The organism is Streptomyces albipurpureus, assembly GCF_023701525.1.
GTDB lineage: Bacteria > Actinomycetota > Actinomycetes > Streptomycetales > Streptomycetaceae > Streptomyces > Streptomyces albipurpureus.
Genome location: NZ_JAMQAW010000009.1, coordinates 91,939 through 104,690, shown reverse-complemented (window position 1 = coordinate 104,690; position 12,752 = coordinate 91,939). Strand labels below are relative to the sequence as shown.

Genomic DNA, 12,752 nt, shown 5'->3' with positions numbered 1-12,752 from the left:
CGCTGAACTCGGCTGCTGCTGGCGGTCGGCCGCCGTTACTGCTGCGGATCCGGGTTACCGCCACCGGCAGTGCCGGCGCTGTCGCCGCCGCCCGTGGGGCCGCCGGTTTCGCCCCCGCCGGTGTCGGTCGGCCCCGGGTCCACCGAGGAGGTGCCGGGCTGGGGCTGGCTCGGCCCCGAGATGCTCTGCGACGGCGTCGGTTCCTGCGACGGCTCCGGGTCCCGGGTCGGCTCGAACGACTTCGACGGCTTCTGGTCAGGGGTGTACTGACGTGACGGCCACGACTTCGTCGGGTCCTTCTCGGGCTCCTTCTCGGGCTCTTCCTCTTCCTCGGTCGCCTCGGTGGTAGGAGACTTCGAGGTCGAAGGCGGCGTCGGGCTCTGGGACGTCTTGGTGTCGTCCTTGCCCTTGTCGGTGGGTTCGTTCGTCTTGGCCAGCGCGAAGGCGACGCCTGCCACGACTGCCACCAGCGCCAGCGCGGCCACCAGCCAGACCTTGTTGCCACCCCGGCCATCGCGGCGACCGCCGTCATAGCCCCCGTCGTCCGGGTTCATCGGCGGCAGGATCGGCGCCTGTGAGGTGTCGCCGTGGATCGGGTGCTGAGCGGTCGCCCCGACCATCCCGAGGCCAGGACCGGAGCGGTTGTCCTGCGCCTGGACGAAGCCGGTGTTCCAACTGCCGTTGTGGCTGCCCTGCTGCTGAAGCATCTGGAGCCCGTACTGGACCAGACCGCGCATTTCCTCCGCGCTCTGGAACCGGTCGTCCGGGTCCTTGGCGAGCGAGCGCATCACCAGGCCGTCCAGCTCGGGCGGCACCACATCGGACGCCTCGGACGGAGGCATCGGGATGTCCTGGACATGCTGGTAGACCACCGAGAGCGGGGTCTCACCGGTGAACGGGGGTCGCAGCGCCAGCAGTTCGTAGAGCAGACAGCCGGTCGCGTAGAGGTCGGAGCGATGGTCGACGGCCTTGCCCAGTGCCTGCTCGGGAGAGAGGTACTGGGGCGTGCCCATGACCATGCCGGTCTGCGTCATCGTCGAGGACGCACCGTGCAGGGCGCGGGCGATGCCGAAGTCCATCACCTTCACCGCACCGGATTGGGTGATGATGACGTTGGCGGGCTTGATGTCCCGGTGCACGATGCCGTGTTGGTGGGAGTAGGCCAGGGCCTCCAGCACACCGGACACAATGATCAGTGCCTGCTCCGGCGGCGGTGCCTCCGCCTTGATCAGCAGATCGCGGATCGTGCGCCCCTCGACCAACTCCATGACGATGTACGGGACGGGCTGGCCCGCGACCTGGTCCTCGCCCGAGTCATACACGGCGACGATCGCGTGGTGGTTGAGACCGGCGACCGACTGGGCCTCGCGTGTGAACCGTGCCTTGGCGATCGGGTCCTCGGCGAGATCGGTGCGCAGGAGCTTCACCGCGACGGTGCGGCCGAGCCGCACGTCCTCGGCCGCGAAGACCTCGGCCATGCCGCCGCGCCCGAGGCGGTGGGTCATTCGGTAGCGGCCGTCACCGACCACTTTGCCGACTCCCCATGAGTCCGACGCATCGGGCACGCCGCCGCCGGCTTCGGGTTCGGGTGCCATCAGTCCTCGCCGTCTATTCTGTGTATCCGTTCCGTTGCCTCACGCTACAGCCTCTATACGACAGGCCCGCCTGAGACGGACCGGTCATCAAACCCGCTGTGAGCCAGGCCACGCAAATTCCGTGGATCTCTTGTAACGCTTACGGGACGCTTCTTGTGCGTACGGTCACGGAACGGGCACCTGGCTTGACGTGTCAGACCCCTCGGGCAGACTTGCCCCGTAATAGGGATCACGGATCTCAGTTTCACGGGACAACGGACCTCATGAGGTATCAGGTCCATATAACGAGACACCGGACCTTAGCGAAACATCGAACACCAAGAAGACGTCAACGGGACACGGAACACGGATCACCAGGAAGTCGCATGCCTTTCGCACCGGTTTACCGCGATAGGCGCGCATTTCTGTTCTCCGTAGCTGTTCGCGCCGAGGGGGATGCACAGTCATGAGCCAGGACGGCGCGCAGGGCCGCTATGCGGGCGGTTCGCTGGCGGGTGGCCGGTACCAACTCCGCGATCTGCTCGGCGAGGGGGGCATGGCCTCGGTCTATCTGGCCTATGACTCCGCGCTGGACCGCCAGGTCGCCATCAAGACGCTCCATTCGGAACTGGGACGCGAGCAGTCCTTCCGGGAGCGGTTCCGGCGCGAGGCCCAGGCCGTTGCCAAGCTGTCGCATCCCAATATCGTCTCGGTCTTCGACACCGGCGAGGATGAGCTCGGCGGCGCCCTGATGCCGTACATCGTCATGGAGTACGTGGAGGGGCAGCCGCTCGGCTCCGTTCTCCACGCGGACATCCAGCAGCACGGGGCGATGCCGGCCGACAAGGCGCTCAAGGTGACGGCCGATGTCCTGGCCGCCCTGGAGACCAGTCATGAGGTCGGTCTGGTCCACCGTGACATCAAGCCCGGCAACGTCATGATGACCAGGCGCGGTGTGGTCAAGGTGATGGACTTCGGCATCGCGCGGGCCATGCAGTCCGGCGTCACCTCCATGACACAGACCGGCATGGTGGTGGGAACGCCGCAGTATCTGTCGCCGGAGCAGGCCCTGGGCCGCGGTGTGGATGCCCGTTCCGATCTGTACTCGGTCGGGATCATGCTCTTCCAACTGCTCACCGGACGGCTGCCGTTCGACGCGGACTCACCGCTGGCCATCGCGTACGCCCATGTTCAGGAAGATCCCGTCGCACCTTCCACGATCAATCGGTCGGTCACCCCGGCCATGGACGCACTGGTCGCACGGGCGCTGAAGAAGAACCCGAACGAGCGCTTCCCCAGTGCCGCCGCCATGAGCACCGAGTGCGCACGGGTGGCCAACGCCGGGCGGACGGCCGCCCCGGTGATCATCAGCGGTGCGCCGACGGCCAGCGGCGCGGGGGTGGCGTCGGCGGTCTTCCCGCCGGTGGGCCAGTCCGCACCGCCCCCATCGCAGCAGAGTGTCCAGGCGCCCTATCAGCCGGGTCCCTACGGTGCCCCGACGCCTCAGTACGGCTACCCGCAGGCCCCTCATGCGCAGGGGCCGCACACCCCCGGCCCCGGGTACCAGGCCAATGCACCGATGGCCGGGGTTCCCCCGCACTCGTACACCATCTCACCGGCCCAGAACGCGCCCGCTCCCAAGAACACCGGCCGCAAGGTCGTGATCGGCCTGGCCTGTGCCTTCCTGGCCCTGGTGGTGATCAGCGGGGTCATCGGTGCGATCAAGGGCGCCGCCGAGGACGACGGCGCGGACGACAGCCGCACCACCAGCCCGACGGCCTCCGCATCGGCGGACGCGGGGACGGCCCTGCCGCCGGACCGCACGCGCACCATCAAGACATCGAAGTGCAGCGACGCCTACGAGGACGGAACGGACCCGGCGAAGGTCCAGGCGCCGGATCTCCTCTACAAGGACGTGCTGTCGGTCAAGGAGTGCCTGCGCGCCGCGGACTGGGGGTGGAAGGTGCGGGAGGTGAACAACCCCCAGTGGCCCAAGGACGCGGTGATCGATCAGTTCCCGCGCCAGGGTTCGGCGGTCGCACCGGGCAATCAGGAGTTCGAGCTGACGATCTCCACCGGGAAGTCGGACTAGCGGCCCGCTGAGCCGCCGCCCGGCCCCGGCTTCGGTTCACTCCCGGGCCCGGCTTGGGTCCAGTCCCTGAGCGTGGCCCGACCCCTGGAGACCGCGAGGAAGATACGGCGCCAACGCTCGCCGAGGCCCTGGCTGGAGTCCGGCAGCGGCGCCCTGGCCCGGCCCTTCTCCGTCGGCCAGCGCGAACTGGGCGAGCTGGACCCGGCCCCCTGCCGCCCGCTCGGCAGAGGGGCCGCTTCGGTCGAGTGCCACGGCTGAGCCCTTGAGGTGGGCCGGTCGGTCAGGGCCCTTGAGGTGGGCCGGTCGGTCGGGGCTCTTGAGGTCGTGGGTTCAGACCTGCTCGGCCGTGGGGTACTCAGCCATGGGGTCCGTCTACGGGGACGGCTCGACCGCGCGCTGCCAGCGGCTGCCGGGTTCAGCCCGCCCCATCCTCCAAGATGCCGGATTTGTCACACCGTGTGACGCTGAATCCATCGGCCCAGCGGCTCGGCACGGGAGGGGTTCCCGGGTGACTCCACAGCTCCACACTCGGTGCGCGATGACCATCGCCGCCGCCGCTCTTCTCCTCTCCTGCCTCCCTTTCGCCCATGCGGCGGCGGAGCCGGAGCACCCCAGCAAACCGCCGTCAGCCTCGCCGATCGCGCCGATCGCGCCGATCGCGTCGCTCGCGGGACGGCCGGCCGGGGAAGGCCGGCCACGGCCGGGGCGGGTGCCGGTGAGCGAGCACCCGAGCGCGAACCACTCGACCTCCCCCTCCCCCTCCGCGACATCGATGCCGCCCACCTCGCCGTCCGCCTCCGTGTCACAGACTCGTCTCAACTCGCCTGTCCCTTCCGTCACCTTCGTCAGGCCTTCCCGGATACCTCCGGACGGCCCGGACCCCCTCCTTGAGGAGGAGGTGGCACCTGAGATGGAGGATGAGGGGGAGGCGGTGGAGCCCCTGGACTCCCCATTGAGCCCCCTGGCGCCCGCGGAAGCCGGCCGGCAGCCCACCCGGACCGCTCCGACCCCCGCCGTACAGCAGGTCTCCCCGCTCTCCCTCGGCATCGGAATGGCGCTGATGGGCATCGGGATCGGCTTTCTCGGCGTACGGATGAGACGGCGCTGAGGCCCTTCCCGGTCGTGCCAATCAGCCCCTGGCCACCCCGTCGCCCGGGGCGTGGAGCCCCTGCGAGCCCATCCCGTCCCTCTGAGGACGGACTCGACAACTCCCACTCCCGACGGTTGGCCGCGAGGAGCCTACCCGGTATACATACCGAGTATGTCCATCCGTCACGGGCTCCTCGCCCTCCTAGAGCGCGGCCCCCGGTACGGCTCGCAACTCCGTACGGAGTTCGAGTCCTGCACCGGCGCCACCTGGCCACTCAATGTCGGCCAGGTCTACACGACCCTCAACCGTCTGGAACGGGACGGCATGGTCGTGCAGTCCGGTGAGGACGAGGCCGGCCACACGCTGTACCACATCACCGATGCCGGGCAGTCGGAGTTGAGAAGCTGGTTCGAGAGGCCGGTGGACCGCAGCAACCCACCGCGCAATGAACTGGCCATCAAACTCGCGATGGCGATCGGATCCCATCACGTGGACATCCGGGCCGTCATCCAGTCCCAGCGCCATCACACGGTGAAGTCGATGCAGGACTACACCCGGCTCAAGGCGCAGGCACTGGCAGCCATCGAGGGTGGGGGCTCGGGGGAGCGGGACGATGTGGCGTGGCTACTCGTCCTGGAACAGCTGATCTTCCAGACCGAGGCCGAGGCACGCTGGCTCGACCACTGCGAAGTGCGGCTCATCAGGCTCGCGGCAAGGGCAGGGCAACGCCCTTCAGCGACCGTTCCGCCGGGGGACACTCCTGGAGCCGTGGTCGCGTCCGACGGCCCGGGGACCAGCTCAGCACCACCCTCGTCCCCACCACCCTCGTCAGAACCATCCCGTCCGGGCCAGACCGGCCCGGTGGAGCCCCAGCCTGACCGCACGACACAGGCGAGGGCCTCGACCTAGCGCCGGACAACGGCCAGGGAGATCCCACCGGGGGCTCCGGAGGCGTCGGCCCGCTGAGGCCCTGACCACGCCACAGCGGGTCCCACTCCTCAACAGCCCCACCGGGATCATGCCCAGGGCAGCCCGTCCATGGCGCTCCACCGGGGACCAGCCCAGCGCCGTCGCGGCCAGCACCCCGCTCCGCAGCTCAGATCCGTACCGCGAGTACCACCACGGCCAGCAGCGCACAGCACACCCGCGAACGCCGCCCTGGCCTTGAGCGGCACCACGCGGGGCGGCACCTCAGCAGTCCCGCACCCAGAACAGTCGGCGCCCCTGGTGCCACCTCCAACTGCTCGTTTCGGCTGACACGGCCCTACCTCAGGCTTTCGGCCCGCTCAGGTCACCACCTCGGCCGCCCGGGGGACCAGCAGCCCACCGCCCTTCCCGAGCCGCCGCCAACGGCAGGGAAACGGCACGGACCAGACAGCCACTGGGCAACAGCCCACCCTCAGGCCCCAGATTTGGCGGCCTTCCGCTCGACCACCAGTCCAAGGGGGGACCCCTTCCCATGTCCGTATCCACATCGCCTCAGCCCCATGAGGCGAGCCAGAAGCGCCCCGTTCTCCAACTCAAGGACCTGACCCGCGTCCATGGGTCCGGAGCCACCGAGGTGCACGCCCTCCGGGGGATCAATCTCGATGTCTTCCCCGGTGAACTCGTGGCCGTGATGGGCCCGTCCGGCTCCGGAAAGTCCACCCTGCTCACCATCGCCGGCGGGCTCGACATGCCCACGTCCGGACAGGTGATCGTGGAGGACACCGACATCACCCACGCGAACCGCAAGAAGCTCGCCGCCCTGCGTCGGCGCAGCATCGGCTATGTCTTCCAGGACTACAACCTCATCCCGGCCCTCACCGCCGCCGAGAATGTCTCGCTGCCCCGCGAACTGGACGGCGTCTCCGCCCGTAAGGCCCGTGTCGAGGCAGTTGCCGCACTGGAGGAAATGGACCTCGGCCAGCTCGCCGACCGCTTCCCCGATGAGATGTCCGGTGGCCAGCAGCAGCGGGTGGCCATCGCCCGCGCTCTGGTGGGCGAGCGCCGGCTGGTCCTCGCCGATGAGCCGACCGGTGCGCTGGACTCCGAGACGGGAGAGTCCGTACTGGCTCTGCTGCGCTCGCGCTGCGACGAAGGTGCCGCGGGAATCCTGGTCACCCACGAGCCCCGGTTCGCGGCCTGGGCGGACCGGGTGGTCTTCCTTCGGGACGGAGCCGTCGTCGACCAGACCGTTCGCAGCCAGGCTGACTCACTGCTTTCGGGTGCCGCGGCTGGTGTCTCGGGCCGGGACGGCTCGGGCCAGGGAGCGAACGAGCTGTGAAGACCTGGTACCACTCCTGGCGGGCCGCGATCCGTATCGCCCGCCGCGACGCCTGGCGCGCCAAGGGGCGTAGCTCACTCGTCCTGGCCATGATCGCCCTACCCATCGTCGGTGTGAGCGCGGCGGATGTGACGCTGCGCAGCTCGGAGCTGTCCACCGAGCAGAGGATCGAGCGGACCTTGGGCGCCGCGGACGCCCAGCTGAGCGACTCCGGTATGAACGGTGTGCCGATCCTCCAGCCGCCGGACGGCGAGGGCTACACCACGGTCGAGGAGTTCGAGAACTCCGGCCCACCGGAGGGCAAGACCGACATCAGGAAGGCACTGCCCGCGGGGTCGACCATGCTGTCGGACACGGAGGGCAATGCCAAGCTACGCACCACACATGGGCTGCTGGCCACCGAAGTACGCGAGTTGAAGGCCTCGGACCCGATAGCCAAGGGCATCATGGCCCTTACCCAGGGGCGTTTCCCACAGAAGTCCGATGAGGTCGCGGCTACTACCCACTTTCTGAAGGAGAGTGGGCACAAGGTGGGCGCCAAGCTCACCGCTCGGGGCTTTGACCGCGAGTACCGGATCGTGGGTGCCTATGAGCTTCCCAGCTCACTGAAGACCAACCAGGTCAACTTCCTGCCCGGTGCGTTCCTTGCGCCGTACGACAAGGTCGCGGAGAAGGCGGGGCAGCGCGGCGGCGGTGCCTCGACCACCTATCTGGTCGACACCAAGAGCAGTTTCACGTGGAACATGGTCCAGCAGGCCAACACCAAGGGCGTGGTGGTCAAGTCCCGCGCCGTGCTCCTGGACCCGCCGCCCAAGTCCGAGGTACCCATCTACGAGCGGTCCGGTTGGGGCTCATTCGAAACGAGCTCCGCCGGCCAGGCGGCCGCGCTGGCGGCAGCCGCCACCGTGGTGGGGCTCGCCATTCTGGAGATCTGCCTGCTGGCAGGCCCCGCCTTCGCGGTCGGCGCTCGGCGATCCCGTCGTCAGCTCGGTCTGGTCGGAGCCAATGGCGGAGCCCGCAGCCATATCCGTGCCATCGTCCTCGCCGGCGGTCTGGTGATCGGTGTGGCGGCGGCGGTCATCGGTACCGTCCTCGGGCTGCTGCTCACCCTTGCCCTCCAGTCGACGCTTGAGGGGTGGATGGGGCAGCGCTTCGGCAGTCTGGACATCCGGCCGCTGGAGTTGCTCGGCATTGCCCTGCTCGCCGTCTTCACCGGGGTGATGGCCGCGCTGGTGCCCGCCATCACCTCATCCCGCCAGTCGGTCCTGGCCTCGCTCACCGGGCGTCGTGGTGTTCGCAAGAGCAGCCGAGTCCTGCCGGTGATCGGCCTGGTCGCGATCCTGCTCGGCGGCACCATCGCGCTCTACGGCTCGACCAAGAGCGATCAGATCGTGCTCGTCGGTGCCGGCAGCGGTCTCGCGGAACTGGGCATCATCGCCCTCACCCCCGCCCTGGTCGGACTCTTCGGCCGCTTCGGGCGCTTCCTCCCGCTGTCGCCCCGGCTCGCGCTCCGAGACGCGGTACGCAACCGGGGCCGTACGGCTCCGGCCGTGGCCGCGGTGCTGGCGGCTGTGGCGGGCACCGTGGCCGTGGCGACCTATGCCGCGAGTGACGATGCCAAGTTCAAGGCCGAGTACCACGCCCAGCTGCCCCATGGCGCCGCATATGTGCAGGTCCATGAGGGTGGTGGCCGGGATGTGCCCTCCGTACGGGCCACGGTGGCGAAGCACCTTCCGGTCGCGGTGCAGGCCGATGTGGACCGCATCGTGGTCGGCGACACCAACTGCTCCCTGTACAGCTACGGGAAGGGGTGCGGCTACTACGAGGTGGTTGTGCCGCCCGCCCATGAATGCCCGTTGTGGAAGGCCGACCCGGCCAACCCGGAGTCCACCCCCGCGGACAAGTACACCAAGGCCGAACGGCGCAAGCTCTCCCAGGACTGGCGCTGCAAGGACGGCGGCGCCGGCGCTCCCGGCGAGAACGTGATGGTCGGCGACGGGAAGCTACTGACGGTCCTCGGGATCAATGACCCGGCCGCGGAGAAGGCCCTGAGCGAGGGCAAGATCGTGTCCCTCGACCGGCGCTACGTCGACAGTGGCAAGGCCGGCGCGGGTGGAAAGGTCGGCATCAGGCTGATCAGCGACACCGAGGCAGCCGAGAAGGCCCAGCAGGAGGGCAAGAAGGTGCCCGGCGAGATCAAGAGCTTCGACGCCTACCAGATGCCCGAGAGCACCAAGGGCTACGGCGTCTCGTTGATCGTCGCGCCCGCCACGGTGAAGGCCGCAGCCCTGAAGACGATCCCGCTGGGGGCGTACTACTCCACGGAGAAGATGCCCAGCAGCGAGCAGGCTCAGCGTCTCGACGGCCAGCTCGACAAGACCGGCGCCGAGGTCAATCTGCACATCGAGCGGGGCTACGTCAGCAGGAACAACATCGTCCTGCTCGCGCTGACCATCTTCGCCGGGCTGATCACCATCGGTGCGGCGGGCATTGCCACCGGCCTCGCCCAGGCCGACGCCGAGGCCGATCTCAAGACCCTGGCAGCCGTCGGCGCACCGCCCAGGGTGCGGAGAACACTCAGCGGATTCCAGTGCGGGGTGGTGGCCGTGATGGGCGTGGTGCTCGGCTCGGCGGCGGGCATCCTGCCGGCGATCGGACTGCGTATGGCGGAGGAGCGCCAGCAGACCAAGTGGTACCAGGACGCGCTTGACCAGGGCTATGACCCGGGCACAGCGCCGTACTTCCCGCTGGTGCTGCCATGGGAGACGTTCTTGCTGCTGCTGATCGCGGTACCCCTCGGTGCGGCCCTGCTGGCGGCCCTCGTCACCCGTTCCCGCGGTGCGCTGGCGCGCCGTGAGGCAACCTGATCGACAGCTGAGGCTCGGCCTGCCTGACCGCCCCGGTACCAGAGTGATCACTCTGGTACCGGGGCAGATTCTTGATAACGCATATGTGCGAGAGAATGGCCGCATGGAGATGCCGAGGAATGAACGGTCGCAGGACAGCCCCCACGTTCTCGTTGTGGGTCAGGACGGTATGGCACTCGGCGGTGGCAGTGACGACCACGGGTCGCGTGAGATCCCGGTGACGGAGATGGTCGAGCAGCCCGCCAAGGTCATGCGGATCGGCAGCATGATCAAGCAGCTGCTGGAAGAGGTCAGGGCTGCTCCCCTGGATGAAGCGAGCCGAGTCAGGCTCAAGGAGATCCACGCCAGCTCGGTGAAGGAGCTGGAGGACGGCCTTGCTCCCGAGCTGGTCGAGGAGCTGGAAAGGCTCTCCCTCCCCTTCACCGATGAGGCGGTGCCTTCCGAGGCGGAGCTGCGCATCGCGCAGGCCCAGCTGGTGGGATGGCTTGAGGGTCTGTTCCACGGTATCCAGACGGCGCTTTTCGCCCAGCAGATGGCGGCAAGGGCCCAGCTGGAGCAGATGCGCCGGGCGCTGCCGCCGGGCGCCTCCCACGATGACGACGATGACCCGCAGCACGGGGCGATCCGCTCGGGGCCGTATCTCTAGGCCAACGCGGCGTGAATCGAGCGTCGGGGCGGGGTGTGTCGTCGTGACATGACGAGGCCTGGCGTCCGAGCAGCGATCAGCGCCATGAGGACGTACGCCGTACCACCGGATGCATCGAGTGATGACCTGGTGGCCCTGAGTGGTGGGAGTGCTCGCTCAAGGGTGCCCAGAACCGCGGGCTCGGATACGAGTGCCCCGAGAAGAAGCAGAGCCGGCCGGGCATTCAGCCCGAGCCGGCTTTTCGCCTTCCGGCTTCTACGGAAACGAGCCCCGACGCCAGCCGCTGGCCTACGGTTCGGGTGGCCTACGGACGGGCGGCCTACGGACGGGCGGGGCCACTGTCAGTGGCCCGGCCTACTGTGTGAGCGATACAGGATCGTTCCATGACCACAGTAGGAGTCTGCCTTGACGACCATGCCCGATCGGCCGAACACCGCGCTGCTCGTCATCGACGTCCAGAATGACGTGGTGGCGGGCGCCCATGACCGTGACGGCGTGATCGCGAACATCAACACCCTGGTGGGCAAGGCCCGCGCCGAGGACGTGCCCGTGATCTGGGTGCAGCATTCCGACGACGATCTCGAACGCGACAGCGAGGCCTGGCAGTACGTGTCGGAGCTCGCTCGCCACGATCCGGAGCCGCTGGTGCACAAGACCTACGGCGACTCGTTCGAGGAGACTTCGTTGGAGGCGCTGCTCGCCGGACGTGGCGTGGGCCGACTTGTTGTGACGGGTGCCCAGACCGACTTCTGTGTCCGCTCGACTCTTCATGGGGCCTTCGTCCGCGGGTACGACGTGACACTGGTGGGCGACGCACATACGACACAGGACCTCACTGAGTACGGCGCGCCAGCCCCGAACCTGGTGATCGCGCACACCAACCTCTACTGGCAGGGGCAGCGCGCACCTGGCCGCCGTGCGAAGACCGTCGGTACGGCAGAGGTGACGTTCACGGCGGACGAGGGCTAAGCGGTCCCTGAGCAGGGCCTGTTCGGCACTCCCGGCTCCCGGCTCCCGGCTCCCGGCTCCCGGCTCCCGGCTCCCGGCTCCCGGCTCCCGGCTCCCGGCTCCCGGCTCCCGGCTCCCGGCTCCCGGCTCCCGGCTCCCGGCTCCCGGCTCCCGGCTCCCGGCAGGTAACGCGAGGGCCGGGGCGGGCGTTACGCCCTCACTCCGTGAGTAGCAGCACCTTTCCCACATGCCCGCTCAGCTCCAGGAGCCGGTGCCCCTCGGCGGCGTCCGCCAGCGGCAGCCGACGGTCCACGACCGCTGAGACGCGGCCCGCTTCGATCAGCGGCCAGACGTGTTCGCGTACCGCGGCGACGATGGCTGCCTTCTCGCCCAGCGGACGGGCACGTAGCGAAGTCGCCGTGACGGCGGCGCGCTTACCGAGGAGCGTCGCGAGGTTCAGTTCACCCTTGACCCCGCCCTGGAGGCCGATCACGGCGAGCCGCCCATTGACCGCCAGCGCGCGCACATTCCGGTCCAGGTACTTGGCGCCGATGATGTCGAGGATGACATCAGCTCCAGCTCCGGCCGTGGCCTTGCGCAACTCATCGACGAAGTCCTGTTGGCGGTAGTCGATCAGTATGTCCGCACCCAGTTCGGCACAGCGGGCCAGCTTCTCCGGCCCGCCCGCGGTCACGGCCACCTTGGCGCCCACCGCCTTGGCGAGCTGGATGGCCATGGTGCCGATGCCACTTGCGCCACCATGGATCAGGACCGTCTCCCCCGGCCGCAGGTGGGCGATCATAAAGACGTTGGACCATACGGTCGCGGTCACCTCCGGCAGTGCCGCCGCGGTGATCAGGTCCACGCCCTGCGGCACCGGCAGCAACTGCCCGGCCGGCACGACGGCCTTCTGCGCATAGCCCCCACCGGCGAGCAGCGCGCACACCTCATCACCGACGGCCCACCCCGAGACCCCGGGGCCCAGCTCAACGATCCGCCCGGAACACTCCAGGCCGGGGTAGGGGGAGGCACCCGGCGGTGGATCGTAGAAGCCCTGCCGCTGGAGCAGATCGGCACGGTTGACCGCGCTCGCGACGACCTCAACGAGGACTTCCCCCTCGCCGGGCTCTGGATCGGGCACTTCCGCCCATACCAGCGCTTCGGGTCCACCGGGTTGGGGAATCGTGATCGCATACATGGCCGCGAGGGTACTCCCGTCCGATGTCCACTACCGCAGGGCCCACAGCGCATCGCCGGAGCTGCCATCCG

At 68.8% G+C, this 12,752-nt stretch carries 10 protein-coding genes; 8 read left to right on the top strand and 2 right to left on the bottom strand.

Annotated elements, in window-relative coordinates; all coding sequences use genetic code 11:
* Window positions 1–35: 35 nt before the first annotated feature.
* Window positions 36–1,595: a protein kinase domain-containing protein gene (locus NBG84_RS11450; RefSeq protein WP_250919243.1), complete on the bottom strand. Its 1,560-nt coding sequence runs from the start codon at window positions 1,593–1,595 to the stop codon at window positions 36–38.
* Between the two features lie 445 nt (window positions 1,596–2,040).
* Here NBG84_RS11450 and NBG84_RS11445 point away from each other — a divergent pair, with 445 nt between their 5' ends.
* The 8 genes from NBG84_RS11445 (at window position 2,041) to NBG84_RS11410 (ending at window position 11,504) form a co-directional block, all read left to right on the top strand.
* Window positions 2,041–3,666 (top strand): protein kinase domain-containing protein, encoded by a 1,626-nt coding sequence (locus NBG84_RS11445; RefSeq protein ID WP_250919242.1) that lies wholly within the window; start codon window positions 2,041–2,043, stop codon window positions 3,664–3,666.
* Between the two features lie 72 nt (window positions 3,667–3,738).
* Window positions 3,739–3,924, top strand: a complete 186-nt coding sequence (locus NBG84_RS11440) for a hypothetical protein (protein ID WP_250919241.1) — start codon at window positions 3,739–3,741, stop codon at window positions 3,922–3,924.
* Window positions 3,925–4,204: 280 nt separating this feature from the next.
* A complete protein-coding gene (locus tag NBG84_RS11435; protein WP_250919240.1) occupies window positions 4,205–4,774 on the top strand; it encodes a hypothetical protein in 570 nt (189 codons plus the stop codon).
* Between the two features lie 153 nt (window positions 4,775–4,927).
* On the top strand, window positions 4,928–5,665 hold the full coding sequence (locus tag NBG84_RS11430; protein ID WP_250919239.1) for a PadR family transcriptional regulator: 738 nt from the start codon (window positions 4,928–4,930) through the stop codon (window positions 5,663–5,665).
* Between the two features lie 550 nt (window positions 5,666–6,215).
* A complete protein-coding gene (locus NBG84_RS11425; protein WP_250919238.1) occupies window positions 6,216–7,022 on the top strand; it encodes an ABC transporter ATP-binding protein in 807 nt (268 codons plus the stop codon).
* Window positions 7,019–9,889, top strand: a complete 2,871-nt coding sequence (locus NBG84_RS11420) for an FtsX-like permease family protein (RefSeq protein WP_250919237.1) — start codon at window positions 7,019–7,021, stop codon at window positions 9,887–9,889. The genes NBG84_RS11425 and NBG84_RS11420 overlap by 4 nt, the downstream gene beginning before the upstream one ends.
* Window positions 9,890–9,992: 103 nt before the next feature.
* Complete coding sequence (locus tag NBG84_RS11415; RefSeq protein ID WP_285366623.1) at window positions 9,993–10,535, top strand: bacterial proteasome activator family protein; 543 nt, start codon at window positions 9,993–9,995, stop codon at window positions 10,533–10,535.
* Between the two features lie 405 nt (window positions 10,536–10,940).
* Window positions 10,941–11,504 carry a cysteine hydrolase family protein gene (locus NBG84_RS11410; RefSeq protein ID WP_250919236.1) on the top strand — a complete coding sequence of 188 codons (564 nt, stop codon included), beginning with the start codon at window positions 10,941–10,943 and terminating at the stop codon, window positions 11,502–11,504.
* 196 nt (window positions 11,505–11,700) lie between these two features.
* Here the strand turns inward: NBG84_RS11410 and NBG84_RS11405 are convergent, their stop codons facing one another.
* Window positions 11,701–12,681, bottom strand: a complete 981-nt coding sequence (locus NBG84_RS11405) for an NAD(P)H-quinone oxidoreductase (RefSeq protein ID WP_250919235.1) — start codon at window positions 12,679–12,681, stop codon at window positions 11,701–11,703.
* Window positions 12,682–12,752 lie beyond the last annotated feature (71 nt).

Excerpts from the sequence above, each read along its gene's own strand:
- NBG84_RS11435 (WP_250919240.1), top strand. The coding sequence starts at position 4,205 with ATGACCATCGCCGCCGCCGCTCTTCTCCTCTCCTGCCTCCCTTTCGCC.
- NBG84_RS11445 (WP_250919242.1), top strand. The coding sequence starts at position 2,041 with ATGAGCCAGGACGGCGCGCAGGGCCGCTATGCGGGCGGTTCGCTGGCG.
- NBG84_RS11415 (WP_285366623.1), top strand. The coding sequence starts at position 9,993 with ATGGAGATGCCGAGGAATGAACGGTCGCAGGACAGCCCCCACGTTCTC.
- NBG84_RS11425 (WP_250919238.1), top strand. The coding sequence starts at position 6,216 with ATGTCCGTATCCACATCGCCTCAGCCCCATGAGGCGAGCCAGAAGCGC.
- NBG84_RS11430 (WP_250919239.1), top strand. The coding sequence starts at position 4,928 with ATGTCCATCCGTCACGGGCTCCTCGCCCTCCTAGAGCGCGGCCCCCGG.
- NBG84_RS11405 (WP_250919235.1), bottom strand. The coding sequence starts at position 12,681 with ATGTATGCGATCACGATTCCCCAACCCGGTGGACCCGAAGCGCTGGTA.
- NBG84_RS11450 (WP_250919243.1), bottom strand. The coding sequence starts at position 1,595 with ATGGCACCCGAACCCGAAGCCGGCGGCGGCGTGCCCGATGCGTCGGAC.